The organism is Treponema sp. OMZ 788 (assembly GCF_024181245.1).
In the GTDB taxonomy this organism is placed as follows: Bacteria; Spirochaetota; Spirochaetia; order Treponematales; family Treponemataceae; genus Treponema_B.
In genome coordinates this window covers 1,146,775-1,172,468 of sequence record NZ_CP051199.1, presented here as the reverse complement: position 1 = coordinate 1,172,468, position 25,694 = coordinate 1,146,775, and the positions used below count along the sequence as shown (strand labels likewise).

At 37.6% G+C, this 25,694-nt stretch carries 23 protein-coding genes, 2 tRNA genes and 5 pseudogenes; 5 read left to right on the top strand and 25 right to left on the bottom strand.

Features of this window, described 5'->3' with window-relative positions; genetic code table 11:
- Nucleotides 1-12: 12 nt before the first annotated feature.
- Nucleotides 13-1,368, bottom strand: coding sequence for a tRNA (N6-isopentenyl adenosine(37)-C2)-methylthiotransferase MiaB (gene miaB, locus E4O00_RS05650; protein ID WP_253679079.1), 1,356 nt, complete (start codon nucleotides 1,366-1,368; stop codon nucleotides 13-15).
- Between the two features lies 1 nt (nucleotide 1,369).
- Nucleotides 1,370-2,221 carry a lipoyl synthase gene (lipA, locus tag E4O00_RS05645; RefSeq protein ID WP_253679077.1) on the bottom strand — a complete coding sequence of 284 codons (852 nt, stop codon included), beginning with the start codon at nucleotides 2,219-2,221 and terminating at the stop codon, nucleotides 1,370-1,372.
- 121 nt (nucleotides 2,222-2,342) lie between these two features.
- Here lipA and E4O00_RS05640 point away from each other — a divergent pair, with 121 nt between their 5' ends.
- Entirely contained in the window at nucleotides 2,343-3,338 is a 996-nt protein-coding gene (locus E4O00_RS05640) for a lipoate--protein ligase (RefSeq protein ID WP_253679075.1), read from the top strand.
- A 92-nt stretch (nucleotides 3,339-3,430) separates the two neighbouring features.
- On the opposite strand, the gene E4O00_RS05635 is transcribed toward E4O00_RS05640, so the two are convergent.
- The 23 genes and pseudogenes from E4O00_RS05635 to E4O00_RS05525 form a co-directional block, all read right to left on the bottom strand.
- The gene (locus E4O00_RS05635; protein WP_253679073.1) at nucleotides 3,431-4,381 is read right to left on the bottom strand and encodes an ABC transporter ATP-binding protein; all 951 of its coding nucleotides are present in this window, start codon (nucleotides 4,379-4,381) and stop codon (nucleotides 3,431-3,433) included.
- Nucleotides 4,378-5,352 carry an ABC transporter ATP-binding protein gene (locus tag E4O00_RS05630; RefSeq protein ID WP_253679071.1) on the bottom strand — a complete coding sequence of 325 codons (975 nt, stop codon included), beginning with the start codon at nucleotides 5,350-5,352 and terminating at the stop codon, nucleotides 4,378-4,380. Before E4O00_RS05630 ends, E4O00_RS05635 begins: the two co-directional genes overlap by 4 nt.
- A gap of 12 nt (nucleotides 5,353-5,364) precedes the next feature.
- Nucleotides 5,365-6,237, bottom strand: a complete 873-nt coding sequence (locus tag E4O00_RS05625) for an ABC transporter permease (protein WP_371921853.1) — start codon at nucleotides 6,235-6,237, stop codon at nucleotides 5,365-5,367.
- An 11-nt stretch (nucleotides 6,238-6,248) separates the two neighbouring features.
- Complete coding sequence (locus E4O00_RS05620) at nucleotides 6,249-7,178, bottom strand: ABC transporter permease (RefSeq protein ID WP_253679069.1); 930 nt, start codon at nucleotides 7,176-7,178, stop codon at nucleotides 6,249-6,251.
- 164 nt (nucleotides 7,179-7,342) lie between these two features.
- Nucleotides 7,343-8,878, bottom strand: coding sequence for an ABC transporter substrate-binding protein (locus E4O00_RS05615; protein WP_253679060.1), 1,536 nt, complete (start codon nucleotides 8,876-8,878; stop codon nucleotides 7,343-7,345).
- Between the two features lie 101 nt (nucleotides 8,879-8,979).
- Nucleotides 8,980-10,669: pseudogene (locus E4O00_RS05610) on the bottom strand (diphosphate--fructose-6-phosphate 1-phosphotransferase).
- Nucleotides 10,670-10,680: 11 nt separating this feature from the next.
- Complete coding sequence (gene recR / locus E4O00_RS05605) at nucleotides 10,681-11,268, bottom strand: recombination mediator RecR (protein ID WP_253679058.1); 588 nt, start codon at nucleotides 11,266-11,268, stop codon at nucleotides 10,681-10,683.
- Nucleotides 11,269-11,286: 18 nt separating this feature from the next.
- Complete coding sequence (locus E4O00_RS05600; RefSeq protein WP_253679056.1) at nucleotides 11,287-11,592, bottom strand: YbaB/EbfC family nucleoid-associated protein; 306 nt, start codon at nucleotides 11,590-11,592, stop codon at nucleotides 11,287-11,289.
- A gap of 73 nt (nucleotides 11,593-11,665) precedes the next feature.
- Entirely contained in the window at nucleotides 11,666-12,262 is a 597-nt protein-coding gene (locus E4O00_RS05595) for a ribonuclease HII (protein WP_253679054.1), read from the bottom strand.
- A complete protein-coding gene (locus tag E4O00_RS05590) occupies nucleotides 12,262-13,548 on the bottom strand; it encodes a hypothetical protein (protein WP_253679052.1) in 1,287 nt (428 codons plus the stop codon). The genes E4O00_RS05595 and E4O00_RS05590 overlap by 1 nt, the downstream gene beginning before the upstream one ends.
- Complete coding sequence (locus tag E4O00_RS05585) at nucleotides 13,505-13,747, bottom strand: hypothetical protein (RefSeq protein ID WP_253679050.1); 243 nt, start codon at nucleotides 13,745-13,747, stop codon at nucleotides 13,505-13,507. The genes E4O00_RS05590 and E4O00_RS05585 overlap by 44 nt, the downstream gene beginning before the upstream one ends.
- Nucleotides 13,748-13,769: 22 nt before the next feature.
- A complete protein-coding gene (locus tag E4O00_RS05580; protein ID WP_253679048.1) occupies nucleotides 13,770-14,462 on the bottom strand; it encodes a chitobiase/beta-hexosaminidase C-terminal domain-containing protein in 693 nt (230 codons plus the stop codon).
- Entirely contained in the window at nucleotides 14,459-15,061 is a 603-nt protein-coding gene (locus E4O00_RS05575; RefSeq protein WP_253679046.1) for a phosphoribosyltransferase, read from the bottom strand. Before E4O00_RS05575 ends, E4O00_RS05580 begins: the two co-directional genes overlap by 4 nt.
- Before the next feature lie 63 nt (nucleotides 15,062-15,124).
- Nucleotides 15,125-16,238: pseudogene (locus E4O00_RS05570) on the bottom strand (glycosyltransferase family 4 protein).
- 73 nt (nucleotides 16,239-16,311) lie between these two features.
- Entirely contained in the window at nucleotides 16,312-17,337 is a 1,026-nt protein-coding gene (gene mltG / locus E4O00_RS05565; RefSeq protein WP_253679044.1) for an endolytic transglycosylase MltG, read from the bottom strand.
- A 15-nt stretch (nucleotides 17,338-17,352) separates the two neighbouring features.
- Entirely contained in the window at nucleotides 17,353-17,547 is a 195-nt protein-coding gene (locus E4O00_RS05560) for a hypothetical protein (protein WP_253679042.1), read from the bottom strand.
- Complete coding sequence (locus E4O00_RS05555) at nucleotides 17,544-18,506, bottom strand: MBL fold metallo-hydrolase (protein WP_253679040.1); 963 nt, start codon at nucleotides 18,504-18,506, stop codon at nucleotides 17,544-17,546. Before E4O00_RS05555 ends, E4O00_RS05560 begins: the two co-directional genes overlap by 4 nt.
- A 27-nt stretch (nucleotides 18,507-18,533) precedes the next feature.
- Nucleotides 18,534-18,980 (bottom strand): YkgJ family cysteine cluster protein, encoded by a 447-nt coding sequence (locus E4O00_RS05550; RefSeq protein WP_253679038.1) that lies wholly within the window; start codon nucleotides 18,978-18,980, stop codon nucleotides 18,534-18,536.
- 73 nt (nucleotides 18,981-19,053) lie between these two features.
- Nucleotides 19,054-19,135 (bottom strand) — tRNA-Tyr (locus E4O00_RS05545).
- Between the two features lie 5 nt (nucleotides 19,136-19,140).
- A tRNA-Thr gene (locus tag E4O00_RS05540) sits at nucleotides 19,141-19,215 on the bottom strand.
- Between the two features lie 78 nt (nucleotides 19,216-19,293).
- Nucleotides 19,294-19,821 (bottom strand): hypothetical protein, encoded by a 528-nt coding sequence (locus E4O00_RS05535; RefSeq protein WP_253679036.1) that lies wholly within the window; start codon nucleotides 19,819-19,821, stop codon nucleotides 19,294-19,296.
- An 83-nt stretch (nucleotides 19,822-19,904) separates the two neighbouring features.
- Nucleotides 19,905-21,852, bottom strand: a pseudogene (gene ligA, locus E4O00_RS05530) (NAD-dependent DNA ligase LigA).
- Nucleotides 21,853-21,864: 12 nt separating this feature from the next.
- Nucleotides 21,865-22,731, bottom strand: a complete 867-nt coding sequence (locus E4O00_RS05525; protein ID WP_253679034.1) for an Rpn family recombination-promoting nuclease/putative transposase — start codon at nucleotides 22,729-22,731, stop codon at nucleotides 21,865-21,867.
- A 129-nt stretch (nucleotides 22,732-22,860) separates the two neighbouring features.
- Here E4O00_RS05525 and E4O00_RS05520 point away from each other — a divergent pair, with 129 nt between their 5' ends.
- The 4 genes and pseudogenes from E4O00_RS05520 to E4O00_RS05500 all read left to right on the top strand — a co-directional run bounded on the left by E4O00_RS05520 (nucleotide 22,861) and on the right by E4O00_RS05500 (nucleotide 25,692).
- On the top strand, nucleotides 22,861-23,895 hold the full coding sequence (locus tag E4O00_RS05520) for a polyprenyl synthetase family protein (protein ID WP_253679032.1): 1,035 nt from the start codon (nucleotides 22,861-22,863) through the stop codon (nucleotides 23,893-23,895).
- Nucleotides 23,896-23,898: 3 nt separating this feature from the next.
- A complete protein-coding gene (locus E4O00_RS05515) occupies nucleotides 23,899-24,423 on the top strand; it encodes a tetratricopeptide repeat protein (protein ID WP_253679030.1) in 525 nt (174 codons plus the stop codon).
- Nucleotides 24,424-24,425: 2 nt separating this feature from the next.
- A pseudogene (locus tag E4O00_RS05505) lies at nucleotides 24,426-25,230 on the top strand (TIGR00282 family metallophosphoesterase).
- Nucleotides 25,212-25,692: pseudogene (locus tag E4O00_RS05500) on the top strand (SoxR reducing system RseC family protein). The pseudogenes E4O00_RS05505 and E4O00_RS05500 overlap by 19 nt, the downstream one beginning before the upstream one ends.
- Nucleotides 25,693-25,694 lie beyond the last annotated feature (2 nt).

The window sequence follows — 25,694 nt, the reverse complement described above, 5'->3', positions numbered from 1 at the left end:
CTTTTTATTTTATTATACAAGATTTGCCCTAAAAGTTTTGCCCTTTAATTCTTTTAATTCTGCATGGGCAAAATTCCCTATTAAACTTTCAGGCGGATTGCCTTGGATTACAGCCATTTCACCTTGTTCTGTGTGCCCGAAAAGCTCGGAGCTGTCATTCCTCGAATGTGATTCAACCAAGATATCGGCCTTTTTACCGAGCTTAGCCTTCATTTTTTTTGCAGTAATTTTTAGCTGTAAGTCGATAACTCGTCCGAGCCTTTCTATTTTTACTTCTTCAGGAATCCTGTCAGGATAATTAAAAGCCCTTGTTCCTTCACGCGGATTATAGTGATACATAAAGGCCGAATCGAATTCTATTTCCTGCATCAAGTCTAAAGTAGCCTTTACATCATCTTCAGTCTCGCCGGGGAAGCCCATCAAAATATCTGTACTCAAGGCTATGTCGGGAATGGTTTCTTTTAGGCGTTTTATTCTGTTTTTATAGTGCTCTATAGTGTAAACCCTGTTCATTCTTTTTAAAATTGCATCGGAACCGTGCTGAACGGGAAGATGAACAAGTTTGCAAAGTCTTTTTTCGGCAGCAATTGTATCTATCAAGGCATCGGACATATCCTTAGGATGACTTGACATAAAGCGTATCCATCTTATGATCTCGGTTTTGTCGGCCTCCCTTGCTATAAGGCGTAAAAGCTCGGGAAAATCTATCAGCCTCCCCTCCCCGTATTCTCCTTTGTACGAGTTTACATTCTGACCGAGCAAGGTAATTTCCCTCACCCCCCTTGATGAAAGTTCGGTAATTTCATGCAAGATCTCATTTACCGGACGGGAAACCTCTCTGCCTCTAACATAGGGCACGATACAATAGGTGCAAAAATTATTGCAGCCGTTCATAATCGGTACATAGCTTTGAAAGGATTTAGGTGAATGAGAAAGAGGCGCAAAATAATAACCTGATGAAGGTTTTTCTTCAATATTGTTATGAGCAAATTCTGCCATATAATTATCATCTTTAAGACGGGCTTTGATTTCATCAAAAATTTGCGGCAGCAAATTTCGCTCAAACATTCCGACAACATAATCGATAAGAGGAAATTCTTCCTGTATTTCGGTATAAAGCCTTTCCGCCATACAGCCTATCAAAAGCACAAAAAATTTTCTCTTTTTTTTCAAGCCGGAAAAATGCCCAAGCCTTCCGAGAACCCTGTTTTCTGCGGTTATACGCACGGAACAGGTATTTATTATAAGGAGATCGCAGTGCTCTGCATCGGATGCTGCAGTCCAGCCCTTCTCAAGCAAAACCTGTTCCATTGAGGAGGATTCAGCCTGATTCATCTGGCAGCCGTAGGTTTCAAAAAAGTAAGTCATATTAGCTCAGTACATGCCTTTCAGCGTGATAGCTGGAACGAACGAGAGGTCCGCTCTCCACAAAAGAAAAACCTTTTTGCAAGCCTATTTGTTTATATTCTTCAAAAACTTCAGGTCGTACATATTCTTTAACCTCAATATTTTTTACAGAGGGTCTAAGATATTGACCTATGGTCATTACCTTACAATTTATCTTGCGTAAATCATCCATGGTTTCTAAAATTTCATCCCTTGTTTCGCCAAGCCCCAACATAATACCTGACTTACATACCAAGCCGGAATCGGCAATTTGTTTTAAAACCTTAAGAGAGGTCTCGTATGTGGCCCTGCTTCTGACATGGGGTGAAAGACGGCGTACGGTTTCAAGATTATGAGAAATAACCTCAGGTTTTGCTTCGATAATCATAGCAACCAAATCTTCATGGCCTTGAAAATCGGGGATTAAAACTTCCATAGTAACATTAGGAGTTCTTTCTTTTACAGCTTTTATAACTTCTACCCAATGAGAGGCACCGAAATCTTTGATGTCGTCCCTGTCTACCGAGGTTAATACGACATGTTTTAATTTTAAGGCCTCAACGGATTTTGCAATTTCCATAGGCTCATTAGGATTCAGCGGCAACGGATGACCGGTCGGTACATTACAAAATTTACATGCACGCGTACATATATTCCCGCAAATCATAAAGGTTGCAGTTCCGCATCTCCAGCATTCTCCCTGATTAGGGCATTTGCCGCTGGTACATATGGTGTTTAATTTATGCATTTTAATCGTGTTCGATACTTCTTGTGAAAGTTCTCCACCGGGAAGTTTAATTTTTAACCAATCAGGTTTTCTTTGAGTACAAGTCATAGCTACGCCTTAAAAATTATTTTTTCAATTATATGTTAAAACAATAAAAAGGTCTAGGAGGTGTAAAAGATGTTTTCAAAAACTATTGAATAAAATTTGTTTTTTATTATAATACATTTTCATGAAATACATAGTGAATAATTCGCATGATCCCGAATATAATATGGCCTTTGAAGAGTATTGCTTTAGAAATCTTCCTTTGGAAGATGAAGAATATGTTTTTTTGTGGAGTAACAGCCCCACAATTCTTTTAGGTAAAAATCAAAATACCTATCAGGAAATAAACGAAAAATATATAAATGAAAACGGTATAAAAGTAGTCAGGCGCATTACGGGCGGAGGAGCCATCTATCAAGACCTCGAAAACATAAATTTTTCTTTTGTTACAAAAACAAAGGGAAACGAAAAGATCGATTTTAAAAAATATTATATTCCTATTGTAAACGCTCTAAAAAAAATCGGAGTTGATGCAGAACTTTCAGGAAGAAACGATGTTACTATTGACGGGCAAAAATGTATAGGAGCCTCTCAATCTGTATGGCAGGGACGAGTTTTAAGCGACGGATCCATTCTTTTTAATGTTGAAATGGAGGCTCTTTCCAAGGCTCTCACAGTCAGAAAAGAAAAACTGGAATCGAAGGGTGTAAAAAGCGTCCGCTCAAGGGTTACAAATATAAAGCCCTATTTAAAACGGGATATTACCGTAGACCAGTTCAAAGATGAACTTTTAAAAGCAATCTTTGAAGTTGAAAATCAAGAGCCTGTAGAATATAAACTATCGGAAGAAGAACTTGAAGGCGTGATGAAGATTTATAAAGAAAGATTTTCCCGTAAGGAATGGAACTACGGAGCTTCCCCCAAGGCAGAATACTCTCACTATGAGCGTTTTCCTATAGGCAGTATCGAAGTATTTTTTAATGTCGAAAACATGAAAATAAATTCTTTAAAAATTCACGGGGACTTTTTCGGAACAGCCGATAAGGGAGAGATTGAAGAACTTTTAAACGGCTGCGAATATTCTGAAAGTATTTTAACACAAAAATTATCGGATGTCGATTTAACCCCATATTTCGGAAACATAGAAAAAGAAGCATTTATAGGAATGTTTTTTAAGTAAGCCTTATATTTAAAACAAAAAGAGATTAAAAATTTGATTTTTCAAAAAAAGCACCGATTAAAAACCGGTGCTTTTTTACTTAAAACTAAACCTTATTTTAAATGACAGGCTACAAAGTGACCGTTTCCTCTGTCTTCAAGGTCAGGGCGGACTTCGGAACAGATGGGCATCTTATGGGCACATCTTCCGCAAAATACGCAGCCCTTAGGCGGATCGATGGGACTTGGAACATCTCCCGGGAGAATTATTCTTTCCCTCTTTAAACCGTACTTCGGAATAGGAATTGCAGAAAGAAGAGCCTGTGTATAGGGGTGGATAGGGTTTGAAAATATCGATTTATAATCGGTTATTTCGACTATTTTTCCCAAATACATAACGGCTATCCTGTCGCTTATGTGTTTAACTACACTCAAATTGTGGGATATAAAAAGATAAGTAAGGCTGAATTCTTTTTGAAGCTCGGCTAAGAGGTTCAAAATTTGTGCCTGAATACTTACATCCAAGGCAGAAACAGGCTCGTCCATAACGATGAATTTGGGCTTTAGGGAGAGAGCTCGGGCAATACCGATGCGCTGTCTTCTTCCTCCATCCAATTCATGAGGGTAGGAGTCTTCAAGACGCTCTTCCAAACCTACAATGCTCATAACCTCTTTTACTCTTTTTTGTACTTCGGCCTTTGTTTTATAGGCCTTGTTTACATAAAGGTAGTCTGCAATGAGCTCAAATGTGTTTAATCGAGGATTTAATGAAGAATAAGGATCCTGAAAAACAATCTGCATATCCTGTCTCATCATCCTCTTATCTTTACGGCTCTTATATTCAAGGGTATTATTCCCTTCAAATATTACCTCGCCTGCTGTAGGTTCATGCAATCTTAAAATTGCCCTGCCTGCCGTAGATTTTCCGCAGCCTGACTCGCCTACAAGGCCGAGAGTTTCACCCTTGTTTATGCTGAAACTGATATCGTCTACAGCATGAAGGAGGCCTTTTTTTGTGGTAAAATATTTTTTTAAGTTTTTAACTTCAAGAATCGTACCGCTCATTTTTCACCTCCCTTGTCAAATAAAAAGCATGAAACGCAGTGGGAATCATCCAAATTAATCATATTAGGAACTTCACATTTACACCTTTCGGTTGCAAACTCGCACCTCGGATGAAATTTACAACCTGAGGGAAGGTCTACAGGGTTAGGCGGAGCCCCCTTGATAACATGCAAGCTCTCTTCATCGGCATCCAATGTCGGAATTGAAGCAAACAAGCCCTTTGTGTATGGGTGCTTCGGATCGGTGTAAAGTTTTTCGACAGTACCGTATTCGATAACCGAACCTGCATACATAATTGCAACATGGTCGCAAATTTCGGCAACAATTCCCAAATCGTGGGTTATCATAATCATCGATGTATTGTACTTATTTTGAAGCTCAATCATAAGTTCCAAAACCTGAGCCTGAATTGTAACATCCAAGGCGGTTGTAGGCTCATCTGCAATGATTAACATCGGGTTACAGGCAAGGGCCATGGCAATTACAACCCTCTGCTTCATTCCTCCCGAAAACTGATGCGGGTAGTCATTGATTCTTTCTCTCTTTATGCCTACAGTTTCAAGCATCTGAGCCGTTTTTTCTTTTAGTTCTTCTTTTTGTAAATTCTGATGAAGGGCTAAAACTTCGGCAATCTGCTCGCCTACAGTCATAACCGGGTTTAATGAGGTCATCGGATCTTGAAATATCATCGAAATTTTATTTCCGCGTATTTCCTGCATTTCTTTTTCGGTTTTGCTTAAGATATCTTCTCCGTCAAAAGAAATTTTACCGCTAACTATTTTTCCCGGAGGATTGGGTACAAGCCTCATAATTCCTAAGGCTGTGGTGGTTTTTCCCGCTCCCGTTTCGCCTACAAAGCCAAGAGTTTCTCCCCTTCCCAGCTTTAGATTGAGATTGTTTACAGCCCTTGTTTCTCCGGCTTCAGTTACATAGTAAATACTTAAATCTTCAATGTTTAATAATTCTTCCATAAAAAGCCGTCCTTATCGTTTTAGTTTTGGATCAAGAGCATCGCGCAAACCGTCACCCAAAACATTGAGGGCAAAGATTGTAATAACGATGGCAAGTCCGGGGAATAAGGTTAGATGAGAATAGCTTCTTATATAAGCTCTTCCTCCTGAAAGCATGGCTCCCCATTCCGGAGTCGGAGGCTCAAGACCTAAGCCTATAAAGCTCAAACCGGCTGCATTCAATATTGCATAGGCAACACCCAAGGTTGCTTGAACAATGATAGGAGCCATACAGTTGGGAATTATGTGTTTAAAGATAATTCTAAAATCTGAAGAGCCCCCTGCCCTAGCCGCTTCTATAAATTCCATGTCTACGATGGACATAACAGCCGAACGGACTATTCTGGCATATCCCGGAATTGCTGAAATACCTACGGCAATCATTAAGTTTCCAAGACCCGGGCCTAAAGAAGCAACTATAGCTATTGCAAGCAAAATATTCGGGATAGCTTGAAGAACATCAATAAATCTCATTAATATTGTGTCGACCTTACCTCCGAAATAACCTGTAACAGCTCCGATAAAAGCACCTAGTACCAATGCTATACCTACCGAAATAAAACCTACTTTAAGAGAAATTCTTGCACCGTAAATTACCCTGCTAAGAATGTCTCTTCCAAATTCATCTTGTCCAAAAGGATGCTGCAACGAGGGCGGAGCAAACTGACTGCTCAAATCGGTTTCCGAGAATCCATATGGAGCTATAAAATCTGCAAAAACTGCAGCAACTGAAAGAGCAATTATTATAAAAAGACCGACCATAGCCAGTTTATTTTTCTTCATTCTATGAAAAATTCCTGCAAAACCATGAGGTGTTCTTCTCTTTAATTTTTTCATATTTTCCATTTGTATACCTCCTATGTATATTGTGTTTTAAGCCGAGGATCAACATATGTATAAAGTATGTCTACGACTAAATTAACTATTGCAAATGCTACAGCAACAAATAAAACACAACCTAAAACTACAGGAGCATCTCTTAATTTAATGGAATCAATCATAAGACGGCCTATTCCGGGTATGGAAAAGATAATTTCGGTCATAACTGCACCGCCCATGAGTTGTCCGAATTGGATACCTACTACAGTAATTACAGGTATTAAAGAATTCCCAAGGGCATGTTTAAAAACAACTATTTTTTCTTTTTGCCCCTTTGCCCTAGCCGTTCTTATATAGTCCTGGCGTATTGTTTCAAGCATACTGGAACGCGTCATTCTTGTTAAAACTGCAACAGATTGAGCTCCAAGAGCCAGGGCCGGCAGTATGATATGTTTAAAACTTGTAAACCCTGATGAAGGTAACCAAGCCAGTTTAACTGAGAATAGTAAAATCATCAATAATCCAAGCCAAAATACAGGCATTGATAGTCCTATAAGGGCAAATACCATTGTGATATGATCAAAAACAGAATATTGTTTAATTGCAGAAACTATTCCGAGAGGGATTCCAAAAATAATTGAAACAAGAGTTGCGGCTATTGCCAATTTTATTGTAGAACCTACTCGTGTGCTTATTTCAAGAACTACAGGTTGCTCAGTGATATAAGACTCTCCTAAACTTCCGTAAAAAACGAAATTTTTTAAATATCTTCCAAATTGAACAATAAAAGGATCATCTAAACCCATTTTTTCTCTTAACTTAAGTACTTCTTCAATAGGTGCATTGGTCCCAAGTTTATTTCTTGCCGGATCTCCCGGTGTAAAATACAACAAGGTAAACACAATAAGTGCAACTCCAAGCATAACCGGAATCAGTAACAAAATTCTCCTTATTATGTACTTAAACATAATACCTCCGTATATTGAAAATAAGGCAGGATTTCACGATACGATGACACATCAAATACCCATGAAAACCTGCCCGGCACATTATATATTCAACATTATGCCATAATAGCATAAGAAAATAATATTTTATTTTCTTATGTTTTAATTGCAAAGCAATTTAATTTTTACTTACCTTCAGGTTTAACAGTATGCAAGAAGTGATATCCGTAGGGTGACAATCTCAAGCCTGTAATGTGCTTTCGTACACCAACAGCATCTTCACCATTATACTGGAAGACGGCAGGAGTTAACTCTAACATTCTTTCCTGTATTTGTGTATATACAGCGGCTCTTTCAGGACTATCAAGCATTCTTCTACCTTTCAAAATAAGAGCATCCAATTCAGGATCACTGCACCATGTATAATTGGCTCCTCCGCCTATGGCATCTGAATGGAAACAAGGATAGAATACCATATCGGGATCAGAAGCATCGGGAGTCCATCCAATTTCAAAAATTTCATGCTCTCCCTTGCTTAGCATCTCAAGATATTTACTCCATTCGAGTACTTCAATTGACAAATCAATACCTACTTCTTTGAGCTGTTCCTTCATAATAACAGCCATATCTATTCGCTCTTTTCTTTCGTTAGTTGATAAGCGTAATTTTAGGCCGTTCTCATACCCGGCTTCCTTAAGTAATCTTTTGGCTTTTTCAATATCTCTAGGTATAGGCTTTAGTTTGTTTGCAATTGAATATCTAATTGTAGTTGCAGCAGGTCCTGTAGCAGTTCTACCCAAGCCCTTCCATACAGCCTGTACAATTTGATCGGTATCGATTGCACATGCGATAGCTTGTCTTAAAAGCATATTATTTAGAGGAGGCTTACCGCAGTTCATACCCATGTACTGGGTCATATAGTTATAACTTCTAATAAGTTTGATTTCGTTATTCCCATTAAATCTATCCAAATCATTGGGAGAAACATCGTATACGATATCGGCTCCGCCGGATTCAAGTTCGATTATTCTGTTAGTGGGTTCGGGAATAATTCGGAATTCAAGGTATTTGTAATAAGGCTTTTTGCCCTGATATTCTTCATATCTTTCAAATTTAACCTTATCTGACTTTGTATGACTTACAAATTTATAAGGACCGGTTCCAACAGGTGAGTTTTTGTATTTATCTCCTGCAGCTTCAACAGCTTTTTTGTTCAATATATGACCGCCTGTATGGCACAAAGCTGTTACTATACCTGCATAGGGATTTTTCATGGAGAATTGAACTGTATACTTATCTACAGCCTTAATGCTTTCAGCATCAATATCAGAGAAAATATGTGCTACGTTTGGTGCAGCAACAGCTCTCTTATAACTGAAAACAACATCTTCAGATGTAAGTTCTTCACCATTGTGAAATTTAACTCCCTTTTTTAGATGAAATGTGTAATTCATTCCATCATCGGAAATATCCCACTTTTCTGCCAACATGGGCATAACCATACCATCAGGTGACAAGTAAACAAGGCCTTCATACATTTGCTTCATAGCATTTGAAGAATAAACATCATTTTGAGCTACGGGATCCATACTGATGATATCACTAGACATAGCAACAATCAATGTCTGAGATCGAAGATCATTAGCTTCTCCTCCGCCGCAAGAAATGATGAATGATGAAAGCATCACCATCAAAACAATAATACCAAAAAATTTCTTCATTATACACCTCCTAAGTGCGTAACAAATATTTCACAATTCTAACACGCTGTTTTTTATTTGTCAAGTTTAAATTATTTTTTTATTAAATTTTCAATAAAAATTTATTTTTTAGCCTTTTTCCTTTTCTCTTTTAAATTGCCTTTTTCAAGTAACAGAGTTTTTGTAGGTATATCGCAAACTTCCAGATCTCCGAAATATTGAATAGCTCCCGGGAACCTATAAACGGTTTCAACAGCCCACTTGTCCCTATTTTTTTCGTATGTTTTAAAAGGTTTGCCCTTTAGATCGACTACGGATTTTTTTATAACAGGGGTCATCTTCCCTTTTCTCCTTTCCAAATTCATCATCATTGAAAGAGGTACACCGCAGGGAAGCCAATACTCTACAGCGTCAGTAAGGTTTCTAACCGAAGCTATATAACCTGAAAAGCCGTTAATGGCTAATAAAAAGGCTGTAAATCCCAATGTATAGCAATAGTCCGAATCGAAGTTTGAAGGAAATGCAGAGCGTCCCTCATATCCGAAAAAAGTGAGCATAGGTGCTGAATTTTCCATTATAAGTTCCTTCTTTTTTCATTTCAGTCAATTTTCGGCCGACCAAGTCTATCAAAAGTTTTTCCGTTTCAATACGGGAAACTTGAACATTTCCGTGAGGATCGCGGTCCATTAAAAGCTGTAAAGAAATGTTTTCAGGGAGGCTGTCAAAAAGTGTAAAGGATTTTTTGGACAGGTGTTTTTGAAGCCAAGATTTTTTTCCTGTAAAGGTCTTAAGCTTTGAAAAGGCAGAAGCCTTTCCGGCCATAAGATCGTTTATCTCTTCAATCAATTCATCCATTTCAGGGATAAATTCTATAATTCCTTCCGGAACTAAAACAACCCCGAAGTTTTCTCCCTTTTTGGATCTTTTTACAATTATATCTACAATATAATCCGTAACCTGCTTTAAGGTAACTTTTTTTTCTGCCAACTCTTCACCGATTAAACAGACATTCGGCTGGGTTTTTAAGGCACATTCAAGGGCGATATGACTTGCAGAGCGGCCCATGAGCTTTATAAAATGCCAATATTTGCGTGCCGAATTTACGTCTCGGCAGATGTTTCCGATAAGCTCAGAATAAAGTTTTGTTGCAGTGTCAAAACCGAAGGAGGTTTCGATGTATTGGTTTTTTAAGTCTCCGTCTATTGTTTTAGGAACACCGATAACCTTTGTATCTAATTTAGCCTGAATAAAGTACTTTGCCAAAAAAGCGGCATTTGTATTGGAGTCATCTCCTCCGATTATGATAAGGGCATCCAGTTTTAATTTTTTTACATTTTGGATTGAACTTTCGACCTGTTCCTCGGTTTCAATCTTCGTTCTTCCGGAACCGATTATGTCGAAGCCGCCTGTATTTCTATACTTATCGATTAAGGCTTTTTTTATTTCAACATATCGACCCTTTACCAAACCTTCAGGCCCGCTTAAAAAGCCGTAAAGTTTTGAATTTGGATTTCCTTTTTTTAAGGCATCAAAAAGACCTGAAATTACATTGTGTCCTCCGGGGGCCTGTCCTCCTGAAAGGATTACACCGAATTTTAAAGGCTTGTGTTCTACTTCGGACTTTCCCTTTACAAATCTGATAATCGGCATTCCGTAAGTATTAGGGAATATTTCTTTTAATTCCGCCTGGTCAGATTGTGCATGTGTAGCCTCGCCTCGTTCAGGCTTAATCAAACTCAAAGGTTCCGCAAATACTTTTGGGATTTTCGGTTCGTAATGATAGCGCAATCTCTGCATCGTGGATTCATTCATTTTTTACTCCTTTAAAATTTAATACGGCCGTTTAAACTTCTGGCAAGTGTTAAGCGGTCGGCATATTCCAAATCTCCTCCGACAGGTAAACCGGAAGCAAGTCTTGTTATATTGACAGGAAGATCCTGTAATATTTTTTGAATATATAGGGCTGTGGTATCGCCCTCGATTGTGGGATTTGTTGCAAGAATAACCTCAGTGATTTTGCCTTCATGAATGCGTCTAATAAGCTCGCTTATATGTAATTGATCCGGCCCTACCCCTTCAAGCGGAGCTATCAGCCCGCCCAAAACATGAAACAAACCTCGGTATTCCGGAATTGAAGAAATTGTATTCACATCTTGCGGAAAACCTACGACACAGATAGTACATCTATCCCTTGTTTCGTCCGAACAAATAGAGCAAATCTCATCTTCGGTATAAGAACCGCAGACCTTACAAGGGTGAATCTTTTCATGCAAACTTGATACGGCTTCTGCCAAACGCACGGCATCTGCAGTGCCCTGCTTTAAAAGATGATAAGCAATACGGGCGGCACTTTTATGACCGATACCGGGAAGACGGGAAAATGAATCTATAACGGCATCAATAGCATTCATTAAACTTAATCCCCATTTTTAAAAAGGTAAACCGCCTGCAAGATTTGCAAGGGGCCCCAGTTTATTTTGTAAAAGTTCTTTTAGCTTTGCAACGGCATCGTTATGAGCAGCCCTAATTAAATCCTGAAGCATAGGAACATCACGGTTATCTACAGCTATCGGATCGAGGAAGATGGATTCAACTTCAAAACTGCCTTTTAAGCGGATTTTTACAAGACCTCCGCCAGATACACCTTCTACGGCTTCTTGATCAAGATCGGATTTAAGATTAGCAATTTTCTCCTGGATTTCTTTTGCGTTTTTCATAATATCAAAAGGATTCAATTTGCACTCCTCTACTTTTGTATTTTAATAACTATAAACAGATTAACATTTTTTTTTAAATAATACAAGAGCGTTATATTTTTTTAAGAGAAAAGGATTTCCTTTGAATAGGACTTGGACCGTTACTTCTAATTGCTTCCATGTGTGTTTTTGTACCATAGCCCTTATTTTTTTCATATCCGTATTCGGGATAAAGCCAAGAATACCGTATCATCATTCTATCTCTTGCTGTCTTTGCTAAGATAGAAGCTGCCATAACCTCGTAAACGGAATCATCAGCCTTTACGATGGCTTTAATTGAAGAACAATTTTTAATATTCGGGATGCCGTTACCGTCAACAATAATATCCGGTTCTTCAAATTCGGCATTATTTATTTTACATAATTCTTGAAGTTTTAAATAAAGGCTTTGATAGGCCCGCTCCATAGCCAAAAAAGTTGCCTTTAAAATATTTATTTCATCTATTTCATCATTGGATGCCCAGCCTATAGACCAAATAACATTAGGGTCGGCATATAGAATTTCACGCACTTCTTCTCTTTTTTTTTCTGTAAGTTTTTTTGAGTCTTTTAAAATTGAAACATCAAAACCGGTTGGGATAATAACGGCGGCTGCCGTAACAGGACCGGCAAGAGGGCCTCTTCCTGCCTCATCTATACCGCATAACATTACGGTTCTCTCTCAATCGAATTGGAAAAGCCCCTTACAATGGGCTTATCTTTTATATCCATTCTTGAGTTTTTATTATACCAAACAGCGGTATCCCTATTTTGTAAACTTTCAGGTAAACGGATAATGTTAAGCCTTCCTAAAGATATTTCCGAATTCCAAGCCTCCAGAAATCTTGCAGTAAAATTAGGACTAAGAGCAGCTTTTAAATTATCAAGTTCAATAATCGAATTTGAAGACGATATTGCAGCAACCGAAAATCCTTTTCCGGTAAAATCAATATTTTGAAACACAGCCGAAGAATTGTTTATGTTAAAAATAAGGCAGTACTTTGTCTGCTCCGAATATACCTTAGTATCCGATATATCCAAATGAGAAGAAAAGGAGCTCAAAACAGGGCCGCCTTCAAAGGCTTGAATACTTACATTATTAAGTTTTATACCTGCCTTATCTGCATAAATTATCGGCACTTCACGAGGTTCCTCAGTTCTTTCCCTTCTAAAAATATTGCAGTTTTCTATTTCAAAATTTGCACCGATTACAACAAAGCCCGAATTTTTAGAAAAATGAATTGAAGATTTTTGAGCCGCCGAGGTAATTTTTATATTTCTCGTAATAAGCACCGCTTCATTTAAAATGCAGTCACCTCTTACATAGATCTTCCATTTTCCGGTACCTAACTTATTTTTCTGTGAAAGAGATATCTTATTTATATAGTCGACAGCCTCATATATGGTTGAAAAAGGTTTTGAGGGATTGCCATTGGAATTTTTAATCTTGTAATTATAATCTACATATACCGCATTTTTATCTATTACAAATTCTTTTTTAATATTTGCACTTTTATTTCCGGCTTCGTCCTGATTATAAATATTTACGGAATAAATAGTTTTTTCTCCAGCTGATCCGGTTAAAATAATTTCGTCTTTTGAAGATGAGGTAAAAATGGGCGGTTCAATTTCAATTATTGTATCAGCAGATAAGGATTTTATCTTTATTTTTACATCGGAATTGGTAGGCGATACAGGAGGCGTAAAAGAAACATCAGGCCTTTCGGGAGGCAGTTTATCTATGGTAAAACCGGTTTGAAATTCGCCTTGAAAAAGGCCTCCATAAAACGCTCTTATCTTAACATCAAAAAAACGTTCTTCTTTTAGTCCCAAATCAAAGATATATGAAGCATCTTTTTTAAACTGCTGAGAATTTTTTGATGGGAAAATATAAGTATTGCCGTCACCGATTTCAAAAAAAATAGGTGTAACGCTCATCATCAAATTTAAGTTCAATATTTATGTTTACCGGAGCAGTCGGTACAGATGATAACACCGGTTTTTTAGGTAAAAAAATTTTATTTATTTTTTCTTCATTTGCTTTTACCCAGTATACTATTATATCTTCAGCCCTATCAAAAAAAACAGGTCCGTCATAAATATTCACAAGCTGAGAAACATCCAAAACAGGATCTTCATCTTTAGTTTTTGGCAAATAATAAATAGGTTCATCCGGCTTAAATTCCAAAAAAATACCAGTTGAAAATATTGTACTCAAAATCTTTATCAAAGTGATATTCCTTAAAAGACGGCTTAGATATTTTAGGAGAAGGGATGCCTTCGGGAGATACTTCATATTTTATTATCTTTTCGGAAATATTACCCGATTCGGATACAGCCTTTATTCTAAGTTCTATTTTTCCTTCTTTTTCAAGCTTTATAGGTCCTGTATACACAAGTCCGAAATCCAACGGATCGCTTCCATCCACGGAATATATAACTTGAGTTTTGGGCGGAGCTTGAATTATAAGTTTTTGAATCTCATTCCAAGAGCCTTCTTGGGGACTTAAAACATTTAAAAGTTTTTTTTCTTCGACCTGTTCAACAATGAGATGAGAAGGTTTACCTAATTTTCCGGATGAGGCCTGTATCCAAACGCAGAGCTCCGTACCGAAGTTAAAAAAAGGTTTTTCGCCTTTTTTTAATATGCCGCCTGCATACAAATTAGTAAGAGGATTAAAAGATCTATAAAAAACAAAATCATCTTTATTTTCAGGATATTTTATATCAAGGATTACACCGTCTTTTTTATAGTACTGTCTTATATCAACTTCATCAAATTCATAGCAGTTTAAATCGAAAGCAACAAAAGCAAATAATGCTATAACAAAGCCGATTTTTAAAATGCCATAAATCTTATTTTTTTTCAATCTATTATTCCTTTAAATACATTTCTTAAAGCAGGATTCTTTGAATAATAATTTTCTTCAAGTTCGGAACCTGAAAGACCTACCAATTCATGGCTCATATAATGAATCCACAAATTATCTTTTTCGGTATAAATATCATGCTTTCTGCACCAATAATCGGGATGATATTCATATTGTTCTTTTTTATCATGAAAATATTTATAGTCGTGGACAGCAATTTTTATATTATCTCTTTTTAATCCTTGTTTAATCAAGTCGGATACTAGATAGTTGATTGTAGCACCGGAATCGAAAATATCGTCGACCAATAAGATTAAAGAATCGGCCGACAATTTGCTTGGATGGAGTGTCCAACCGTCTAATACAACTTCCGAGTTATTATGAACTCCGGAATAAGAGTGAGCTACAACTGTTGAATACAAAATCTTTTTTTCATTCTTATAAGCTATTTTAAAAAATTCGCTTATTACATTTGCCAAATAAGCTCCGCCCCTCATAGAGGCATAAATAACATCAGGAATATATCCTTCATCATACATCTTTCTTGCAAGAATGAGTCCGTTATCTCTTACCGTATTGTAATTTAAAAATTCTTTCATAAAATCCTCGTAATATTAGAAGATTATATCATTTTACGGTATATTTTTCAATATATTTTTACCTTATTTTTTTAACAGAGAATCTAAGTATTCGATGGTTTGATTAGCTGTCGTTTCCCAATTATATTGTTTTACCCAGTTAAAACCTTTTTCGATCATTTCTTCTCGTTTTAAAGTATTTTTATCGCAATCAATTAAAGAAGAAATAGCATCAGCAATTTCCTCCGGCTTTTTTGAGTTAAAAAACAGGGCTGAATCTCCCGCAATTTCGGGAAGAGCTCCGGCCCTTGCACAAGCTACCGGAACACCGCATGCCATGGCCTCAATAACGGGTAGGCCAACCCCTTCTATCATTGAAGGAAAAACACAAAGATCTGCCGAGGAATAAAGCTGAGGTAAACTTTCATGGGGAAAATAACCTGTAAGCAAGATATCCGAAGAAAAGCCCGATTGTATTACCGCATTATGAACAGCTTCGGAATTATCCCCGTCAGAACCTGCAATAACAAGACGATGAGGAGAACTTGTCTGTTTTTTAAATAGTGCAAAGGCCCTTATTAATTCTACATGGCACTTTTGAGCATGAGTTATGCGGGAGGCATAAATTATATAAGGCCTTTGAATTGCAAAGGGTTGTATTAAAACCCTATCCTCATCATTTGTTATAGGTTTAAAAAGAGAGCCGTCAATACCGTTATATATTACTTTTATGTCAGAAGCATTAATCCCAAATTGAGTCAAATCGTTTTGAATGTATTTTGTCGGACTTATGATACCTGCCGCATTTTTAAGAGTCCGCTTTAAGCCCATTTGTGCAAGAGTTCCTAAATCTGCAGATAAAAGACTTTGAATGACCAAAATAGAAGGTACATTAAAAATCGGAGGTAGAAGCTCTACTCCGGCAGGATAAATGACGGCATCATATCTTTGTTTTTTGATAAAAGAGTTTAAGTTTTTAAAATGCCAAATTTTTTCCGAAAGTTTTGTATCCGAAATATCTATACCTGTAAAAGAAACATAATCTATATCGGATGTATATGTATACTTATCAAGTTCGGGACCAAAAAGCTCGAATTCGTAATCATTTTTAGGCAAATTTTTTTACAAGAGAAAGTATATAAGAGCCTATGCCTGAGCGGCCGTGATCACATCCGAATGCGTCAACTCCAATTTTCAAAATAAATTCCTCCGAACGCGAATAATTATATCACAAATGATAAATTTGTTCTACAAGTATAAGAATTTTAGCCTTATTGTCCGGCAGCTTTTTTTAATAAAAGACCTTCGCCTGCCTTATTGTGCTCATTTATGGTCTTTGTAAAAATATGCTTTCCTGTATCGGGATCTATCAATCTAAAATAAAAATAATCCGTATTTGCAGGATTGCAGGCAGCATTTAAGGCTGTAAACCCCGGATTTGAAATAGGTCCGGGAGGAAGACCTGCATGAATATATGTATTGTAAGGACTCGGAATTTCCAAATCTTCATAAAAAAGCCTCTTCGGATGCTTTTTATTTTTGATTTCGGTAATTATATATTCAACGGTTGCACATGACTGAAGTCCCATGTTTATTTTAAGCCTATTGGTAAAAACGCTTGAAATTATAGGAGCTTCTTCAGGAATTTGGTATTCCCTTTCGATAATGCTGGCCAAAATTACCTTGTTATAGATTTCGTTAAATTCTTTAGGAAAATTCGGAATAGATGCAGTTTTTTCAAAAAAAGTTTTTATGATCATTTTTATCATCATCTCAGGGCTGTCTTCTTCTCCGAAAAAATATGTATCGGGGTATAAAAAACCCTCGGCTGTTTTTGCTTTTATTCCGTTTTTTTCTAAAAATTCTTGATCTGATGTTATCAAAATAAACTCTTCAGCCTTTATAAGTCCTGCATTTTCAAAAATCTGAGCCGTTTTTTTTAGTGTTAAGCCTTCAGGAATGGTGAGTTTTTTAAGGGCTTGAGAGCCTTGTGTCAGCTTATTCAAAATATCCCGTGTCGTCATTTCAGGCTTTATTTGATATGTACCGGCTTTTAAGTTAAGTTTTTTTAATCTAAGATAAGCATAGGCATAAAGTTCCGAGCGTATAAGATTTTTTTCCTTTAAGCCGCTTATAACCGTTTTTGCGGCAGTTCCGCGGGCTACTTTAAATGTAACAATGGGCTCAGAAAATTCCAAAGGCGGATTATCGAGCGAGAAAACAAAAAATATAGTACCGGCAATAATAAGACCGGCACAAATTAAGATCGTAATGATAATCTTTGATTTATTTTTCATAAAAAAAATCCTTTTTTATTGTACGGACGCTTGTTCAAAAAAAGCCTCTGCTTCTCCTATAGTCATCTTTCCGTAAACATAAGATTCTGCAAAATCCGATAAGGGCTCTAAAACTCCGGGAAGTGAGTAGGCATTTTTTCTTAGATATAGGGCCAATTGTTTTAATTCGTTATCTGAAAACAAATATGATACGGACTCTGTTTCACTCATATTAAAAATGACCTTCCTTCTTGAGCAATAAAAATTTCAATATCTTGTGCACGGGAACAATCCCTATACCAGTCGGCTGTTTGTTTTAATGAAAAAACTTTTTTATCCTGATATGTAGGTTCATGATGAAAAAGAGCAATGCTTTTTATCTTCCAACCGGCTGCAAAGTCTATGGCTACAGAAAATGTAGAATGCCCCCAACCTTCTTTTTGAATAGAATCGGTAAGAGTATACTGAGCATCGATTATAAGCATCTCGGCATCCGTATAAAATTCCGTATTTTGTTCGTTTCTTTCAAAATCCTGCGGACGAAGTTCAGTATCGGTAGAATAAATTATCTTTTTTCCGTTTTCTATTACCGAGTAGGCAGTGCAGCCTCCGGGATGGCGTACGCGATGCCATCCTATCTTTGCATCACCTATTTCAACATATTTTTGATCAGGTTCAATATATTTAAATTCAAAGGAAGCACCAAAACCGTCTTCTCCCAACATTGATATAGGAAAATATGGGTATTTCATTTGATCTTCTAAAAATTCTTTTGCTTTTTTTCGGGTGCTGTAAACAATTATCTTATTTCGGGGGTCATAGGCAGGATTAAAAAAAGGAAGCCCTTGTATATGATCCCAATGAAAATGAGAAAAGAATAAATGATAGGTAGTATTTTTCCCGTAGTCAGGCCTTTTCATCAAATCGATTCCTAACTCCCTAATTCCCGTTCCGGCATCAAAAATTAGATGTTCTCCATCCTTGGTTTCAACCTCAACACAGGAGGTATTGGAACCTATTGTACCGAAGAGCCATTTAGGAAGAGAGGCTAAGAACCTCTCCCTTGAATCCTGACTTTCGAGGTCTTTTAGAGTTATCCTTTGAACTACAGCTGCAATCTTACTTTGCACTTGTTCCGGTGTAAGCGGAGCCGGAAGCGACCCCCTAACACCCCAAAATTTTACAAGCATAAATACTCCAAAATTCTTAATTGAATCTTAATTTACTCTCCGTTTAATACAAGGTTCAGCCTTTCTCCTTGTAAGAATATTTTCAATCTTTTCGGCAGAATAAAATTCACCCTTTCCCATACCCGGACAATATTGGGCATTTATATCCCACATATCCTTTGAACTTAAAATAGAATTCCAAAACGGAAAATCCGAGCATTGACGAGGTCTGGCAGTATAAGCCGTACACCCCTGATTCCAAAGTATACAGTCATAATTGGATTTTTCTTTTAAAGAGAGGTACTCAAAACCGTCATCCTTAGAAACCCAGCGGCAATACACTTTTATAAATTCATCTTTAGGCATAGTTGACCATTCCAATAATCTCGAAAGATCATTTTCGGACAAAAATACAAATCCCGGATCAAATCGGCAGCAGGCCGAACATCTTGTGCATGAAAAATTTAAACCGTTTTTCCAGAATTGACTATTCATGCCTAACAGTATAAAACAAAAAAGGGATTGTTTCAAGCTCTTTTAATAAAAAGACTTAAAACAATCCCAAAAATGGGGAGTCAAGGATTCGGACCTTGGAAGGCATAGCCAACAGATTTACAGTCTGCCCCCTTTGACCGCTCGGGAAACTCCCCATAAAAGCCAACTTAGGGATTCGAACCCTAGACCCCGAGATTACAAATCACGTGCTCTGGACCAGCTGAGCTAAGTTGGCATAGACAACGAAGCTGAGTTTACTCGATATACCGAATTTTGTCAAGAGGTTTTATCTAAAATTTAGATAATTTTTATCTTAATTTTTTATAAATTTGATTTCTCCGTCAGATCCGGCATACAAAAGATATTCGGTATCGGGTTTAAAGTTGCGTAAATTTACGGTTTTAAGTTTTGCATAAGAAAAAACTTTTAAAAGATATGGAGAAAAAACTGCATATCCGTAAAGGCTTTTTATAAGCTCTCTTTCTTCCTTCGAAAAAAAAGAATAATCGTAAATTGCAGGATACCCATTTCGGTTATAATAATCAAAAAGTTTTACACCTGTGCCGTACTTTGACTCATTCGAAAAAAGGCGGTAAGGAAATACTACCGAACCTGACTCAAAGGTAAAAACAATGCATTCAAGATTAAGCTCCCACCCATGCCAAGCCCTTTCGTAACTGTTTATAAGAGCTCCCTTAGGCGTAAAAAAAGAAATAACGGCACTGACCGTTTCGGTATTTTGACCGAATGTTTTTATCACTGTTCCCGTATTATAAATACTTAAATTCGATTTGGAAAGTTTTTGTTTGATAGAACTTAATTTGTAATTATAAAAGTCCATTAATCCGAAGATTAAAAAAAATAAGAGAGAAACTGATAAAAAAATAATTAAAAATCTTTTTTTTCTCTTTTTTAAGAGCAAAATTACACCTTCCCAATAAGTTTTAAAAAAGCCTCTTCGGTTATGATTGCCGTTCCCAATTCTTGGGCTTTTTTGTTTTTAGATGAACCCGAGTCGGGGGTATTGGTTACAAGATAACTTAGGCCCTTTACAACGGAGGATTTTACTGTTCCGCCCTTCTCTTTTACCAAGACTTCAGCTTGGGCCCTCTTCATCGTGTTAAGCTCCCCTGTAAAGCAAAAACTTAAGCCCTTTAAAACGGCCCCATCTTCTGGCGAAGGGGGGGGCTTAATTTTTATATAGCCCTTACCAATCAATCCTGTCATCTCATCTTTTAAGATCGAAAGATTGGTTACCAAGGTACGGGATAGGACTTGCCCGAACTGATAAACATTTGCAAAATCTTCTTCTGAGGCTTTAAGAAGTTTATCCAAATCATCGAAACCTGCTTCTTCAAGTTTTTCGACCATGGTTTCGCCGATTCCTTCTATATCGAAGCCCGCAATAAATTTGGGTAAGCTTATTTCTTTTTTGGAATGAAGAGCCTTATATACCTTTTCGGCAGAGAGCTTTCCCATACGGTCTATAGCCGCCAATTCTTCAACAGTGAGGGTGTATAGGTCCGTAATGGAATTGACCCGTCCCATATCAAAAAAGTCTTTTTATGAGGGTAATTCCGAAATCCCTTATGTCGAGAACGTTTATCCATTTTTCGATTCGGTGATGAATCAGCTTAGGGCAGCTCATGTTGGGACAATAAAGCCTGGTTCCCTCATTGGTAAGGAGGGTGCCGCAGGCAGAGCAGGTATCGGGATATTCTATCTCCTTAGCATCGGGAGGGTTTTCTGCAAGAGCTTCTATTTTAGGAATTATTTCCCCCCTCTTGGTTACCACTACCCGGCTTCCGATTTTCAAGTTGAGGGCCTTGATTATGTTCGGGTTTGCAAGGCTTGCTCTTTTTACGGTAGTGCCTGCAAGACGTACAGGCTCTATAAGAGCTATGGGGGTATAGGTTGCCCCCGACTCGCTCCATTCGATTTCTTTTAAGACGGTAACCGCTTCTTCGAGGCTGAACTTAAAGGCGATCTGTTTTTCGGGGCGGGCCCTTTTCATATCATCGGGATCGATTGTATCGTTTTTTATTACAAGGCCGTCTATATCGTAATCCAAGGAAGGGCGTATATCCATAACATGGGCCCTATATTCTATTACCTCATCGATGCTTTTACAGTATTTTACTTCAACACAATTAAAGCCCGCTTCTTTAAGCCAATCGAGTTTGTCGGATTCGGTTTTAAAGGGGGCTTCTCCCGTAAAGGGGCGGCCTATGCTTCCTTGGACGGCATCATAGGCAAAGAGGTTTAGGTGCTCGCACATTTCCCCGGTCTTTTTTTTCATAAGTCCGTTTGCGGCATTTCGGCAATTAGCCTTATCCTTAAAATATTTTTGATGAACGGAGCGGAGCATTATAACCTCGCACCTTATTCCTCCCGAAAAAGGTTTAGCCCAGTCGGCTCCAAAACCGTCTTTTACCGCGATGTTTTTTATTAGCCCCTTCATTTTAAGAACGTTTTCGGTTATATCGTCTCCGATTTTTCCGTCGCCTCTGGTAACGGCGCGCACAAAGCGGCCTTCTTCGTATTGAAGCTCAAGGCTGGCTCCATCCATTTTATATTGGACGATATATTCTTTAAAGGGCATCTTTAAGGCCCAGGCTTCAAAAGAAGGCGGATCGGCAGCCTTTTCCTGACTTCCCATAGGAATAATGTGTTCGGACTTTGGAAAGCCGTCAGTAGATTCTAAAGGAACGGTAAAAAAAAGTTTATTTTGAGGATCCAGTTCCCTTAACTCATCCCAAAGAGCATCGAATTCCGCATCCGAAATTTCAGGCTGAGCATTATAATAAAGGTCTTGATGCCTTTTAATAGTTTTTTCAAGGTCTAAAATTCTTTTTTCTTCAGTTGTTACCATATTGCTCATTTTTTATAGTTTTTCTATTTCCATTGCGGAAAGGCCTGTAACTTGTATAATTTTCTGAGTTGAATCCCCCAGTTGTTTTAACAACCGCGCAGTTTCAAGTTTTGTTTGATAAGATCCGTCAGCAAAGCCTTGCTGTATTCCAATCATTAGGCTTTCTTGTCGTTGAGCTGCAATATCTGTGTCATAATCATATTCTGCAATTAACATATTGATTACCTCCCGTGATTTTCTTAGTAAGTATTCCTTTAAGATACCTTTTTCTATACATATTTTTACAGCATTGGTAAAGCCGTTTTCCCTATCTAGCTGTGTTCGGACTCTCACCTCTTCTACAAACAAACTATATTCTTCCAGAGTCTTACAGCGGCTTAATACTTCTGCTCCTTTGTTTTTATTTATGTTATATACTTTTACTTCAAGCTCTAATGGAAGAGCATTAGACTTTTTAATAAATGCATCCGACAATTTTAACGTTGTAGATTCAGGATAGTTGTCCGTACCATTATAAAAAACATAAAATTCCGGTGTCGGTATTTTTGATAATTTTCTTAGATACCTATCTGTCGGTGCTTGTAGTTTTTCATACAACCTTGCGATATACTGTAAAAAGCGTAAAGGCATATTTTCATTTATAGTCGACTGATGCTCCGCAAGAACAATAATTTTATTGTCAACAAGGCAGGAAACATCATTTATTATGTTCATGTACATAACATTATCCAACCTTATATTTTCAACGGGACATGAAAGTTTTAAATTCGTGCCATGCAAAGCATTATATAGTGATAAAAAATTTTCTTTTGCGTTTTCATCTTCTGCAAAAAGGTCGACAAAAACCGAGTCCTTATATTTTCTGTTTGCCGTACTCATATCAATTTCCTCATTATTTGCATTATAGCATAAATTTAAGGATTTTAAAAGATATAGGTATTAATTTTAAATAAAGTATACTTTAAAATCAATTGCCAATTTTATGCTTTTGTGATATATTGTGAAGTGATGAGTGAATTAAACAAACGGCTTGAAAATATTGAAAAGACTCTTGACTTATTTTTACCCGAAAAGATAACTTCTTCTTGGATTTCTCAAAGTTTCGGCGAATTAAATGCAAATTTGTCCGATGATTTTTTTTTAAACATAATCAATCCTGTAAGGGATTTGGTAAAGAGGGGCGGAAAAAGGTGGAGGCCCCTTCTATGCGTACTTTCATGTGAACTGGCCGAAGGCGATCCGGAAAAGGCCTACCCCCTTACCCCCCTCATAGAGTTTTGCCATACGGCAAGCCTTGTCCATGACGATATAGAAGACAAGTCGGACACCCGCAGAGGGGCTCCGGCCGCTCACATAAAATACGGGCTTGACACGGCCTTAAATTCCGCCTCATGGCTCTATTTTGAAGCCCTTAATCCCCTGATCAATTATAAAACATCTGAATCGGTAAGGGCCGGAATATATTTGCTTTATTCTCAAAATTTAAGAAGGCTTCACTTAGGACAGTCGATGGATATAGGCTGGCATTCAAATCCCGATATCATTCCGTCCGTCGATGAATACATCACCATGATAAGCCTAAAAACCGGCTCGCTTGCAAAGCTGGCAGGAGAGTTGGGATTTACAGCTGCCGGTAAGGCTATGAATGAGATTTTGGAATACGGAAAACTTATGACCGATATGGGAATAGGTTTTCAGATCTTGGACGATGTTAAAAATATTACCGACGGAAATGCGGGAAAAAAACGCGGAGACGACATAGTTGAAGGCAAAAAAAGCTTACCGGTAATTTTTTATGCAGAAGAAAATCCTAAAGGTGCCGAAAAAATAAAACTTTTATTTAAACAGGCAGCAAAGGAAGGAATAGAATCTCCGGCCGTAGAAGAGTGTATTTCGGCTATTTCTTCTTCAAAGGCCGTAAAAAGGGCCGAAGATTACGGTAAAAAGATTGTAGAAGCTTCATTGATAAAGCTTCAAAATAATTACAAGCAAAACGAAGCAAAAGAACTTATCTTCGATTTGTTTAACACAATATTGAGGTAGAAAATGCAAGAATCGGCTCAATTTTTTAACGATACGGGAGTCAGTATGTCAATTCAAGGCTTTCATAACGAAGCCATAGCCTGCTTAAAAAAAGGACTAGCCCTTGAACCCGACAACAGCCTCATGTGGCTTAACCTCGGCTTAAGCTACTACGCGGCAAAAAGACAAAACGACAGCAAATTTGCCCTTTTTCAATCTTTAAAATACAATCCCTATGAGGCCGATGCTTGGGATTCTTTAGGCCTCGTTCTATTTGAAACCGGAGACATCGATCAGGCCGAAAGAGCCTTTGAAAGTGCCTTAAAACTTGAACCCGAAAACGGCCGCGTTTGGAACAATTACGGAACTGTGCTTTTCAATAAGGAAAACTATAAGGCTGCAAGAAGAGCCTTTGAATCGGCCATTACACTTGATCCTGAAATGGGAGATGCAGTGTTTAATTTGCGTGACACCTATCTTGAATTGGGTATGGATAATTTGGCCGAAAAATGCAATAAAATTTTGAAAGAAATGGATTATCAAGAATAAAAATGAATATTTTATATATTGCCGAAATTACAGGCAAAGCCGGAGTTTGGCTTGTAAAGACACAACTTTCAAATCTAAAAGAAAAATATAAGGCCGACTTTGTTATAGCCAATGCAAACTCTGCTACAGGTTCAGGAGGTCTTGGAAAGCAGCATGCCGTCTATTTAAAAAAATTGGGAGTTGACTGCATAACTTCGGGAGATTTGATCTTTCAAAAAAAAAGACTTGGTGGATGACCTCCATAAAACACCTCATGTACTCCGCCCCTTTAATCTTCCGTCAGAATCTCCCGGTCAAGGATGGAAAATTTTTAACTTCAATAAAAATAAAAAAATAGCTGTAGTTTCAGCAATAGGAAGAATAGGTCATCACAAGATCATGGCAGAAAATCCCTTTACGGAAACCGAAAAACTTATCTCTCAATTAAAGGAAGAAGCTGACCATATTTTTGTAGATTTTTCTTCATTTGCAACTGCCGAAAAGCAGGCCCTAGGCTTTTTACTTTCGGGAAAGGTTTCAGCCCTTATAGGATCGGGTACACGGGTACAGACGGCCGACGAGTGTATTTTAGAAAATAAAACGGCCTATATAACGGATGCAGGCAGAACAGGAAGCCTTAACTCGGTCGGGGGATATGCTATTGAAGATAAGATAAGGGAATACCGAACCTGTCTTCCCGATTTTGGAAAAGACGCCTGGGCCCGCCCCGCCCTCCAGGGCCTTTTTATCAAAACCGATGATGACGGAAACACGATAGAAATAAAAAGAATTTTTGAGGAGTCGGAACTTTGCAAAGACACGGAATAGTTACCTCAGTATTGATCGATAAGAATACGGAAAAGATAAACATAGATTTGGATAATTCACAGACTGAAGACTCATGCTCTATAAAACAAAAAAACTGCTATGCGGTAAAAAACTGTGCAACATGCGGGGGCTGCGGCTTTGCCGGAAAAAACAAGGAAACGGGTCTTTTTGCCGTAAGCGGAAATAAGATTACGGCCTTAAACAAGAGCGGCAGAAATTTAAAAAAAGGAGACAAGGTTATTGTCGAAATTAAGGAAAATCAAACAAGAATTCAAGCCCTTTCTTCGGTTATCCTTCCTATCCTCCTCGCATTTATTTTAAGTTTAAGCTTCTATTTCTTTTTTTTACACCGAAAAAGCAATTGTAGGCGGGCTTTTTTTGGGTCTCATAACGGGAACAGCCCTAGCCTTTCTATTAAAAAATAAAATGGGAGATAAGGCCCTGCCTCAAGTAATAGGTTGATT

Coding starts and splice junctions, on each gene's coding strand:
- miaB (WP_253679079.1), bottom strand. CDS start 1,368: ATGACTTACTTTTTTGAAACCTACGGCTGCCAGATGAATCAGGCTGAA.
- lipA (WP_253679077.1), bottom strand. CDS start 2,221: ATGACTTGTACTCAAAGAAAACCTGATTGGTTAAAAATTAAACTTCCC.
- E4O00_RS05640 (WP_253679075.1), top strand. CDS start 2,343: ATGAAATACATAGTGAATAATTCGCATGATCCCGAATATAATATGGCC.
- E4O00_RS05635 (WP_253679073.1), bottom strand. CDS start 4,381: ATGAGCGGTACGATTCTTGAAGTTAAAAACTTAAAAAAATATTTTACC.
- E4O00_RS05630 (WP_253679071.1), bottom strand. CDS start 5,352: ATGGAAGAATTATTAAACATTGAAGATTTAAGTATTTACTATGTAACT.
- E4O00_RS05625 (WP_371921853.1), bottom strand. CDS start 6,237: ATGGAAAATATGAAAAAATTAAAGAGAAGAACACCTCATGGTTTTGCA.
- E4O00_RS05620 (WP_253679069.1), bottom strand. CDS start 7,178: ATGTTTAAGTACATAATAAGGAGAATTTTGTTACTGATTCCGGTTATG.
- E4O00_RS05615 (WP_253679060.1), bottom strand. CDS start 8,878: ATGAAGAAATTTTTTGGTATTATTGTTTTGATGGTGATGCTTTCATCA.
- recR (WP_253679058.1), bottom strand. CDS start 11,268: ATGAATGCTATTGATGCCGTTATAGATTCATTTTCCCGTCTTCCCGGT.
- E4O00_RS05595 (WP_253679054.1), bottom strand. CDS start 12,262: ATGTTATGCGGTATAGATGAGGCAGGAAGAGGCCCTCTTGCCGGTCCT.
- E4O00_RS05575 (WP_253679046.1), bottom strand. CDS start 15,061: ATGAAAGAATTTTTAAATTACAATACGGTAAGAGATAACGGACTCATT.
- mltG (WP_253679044.1), bottom strand. CDS start 17,337: ATGAAAAATAAATCAAAGATTATCATTACGATCTTAATTTGTGCCGGT.
- E4O00_RS05560 (WP_253679042.1), bottom strand. CDS start 17,547: ATGAGTGAAACAGAGTCCGTATCATATTTGTTTTCAGATAACGAATTA.
- E4O00_RS05555 (WP_253679040.1), bottom strand. CDS start 18,506: ATGCTTGTAAAATTTTGGGGTGTTAGGGGGTCGCTTCCGGCTCCGCTT.
- E4O00_RS05550 (WP_253679038.1), bottom strand. CDS start 18,980: ATGAATAGTCAATTCTGGAAAAACGGTTTAAATTTTTCATGCACAAGA.
- E4O00_RS05535 (WP_253679036.1), bottom strand. CDS start 19,821: ATGGACTTTTATAATTACAAATTAAGTTCTATCAAACAAAAACTTTCC.
- E4O00_RS05525 (WP_253679034.1), bottom strand. CDS start 22,731: ATGAGTACGGCAAACAGAAAATATAAGGACTCGGTTTTTGTCGACCTT.
- E4O00_RS05520 (WP_253679032.1), top strand. CDS start 22,861: ATGAGTGAATTAAACAAACGGCTTGAAAATATTGAAAAGACTCTTGAC.
- E4O00_RS05515 (WP_253679030.1), top strand. CDS start 23,899: ATGCAAGAATCGGCTCAATTTTTTAACGATACGGGAGTCAGTATGTCA.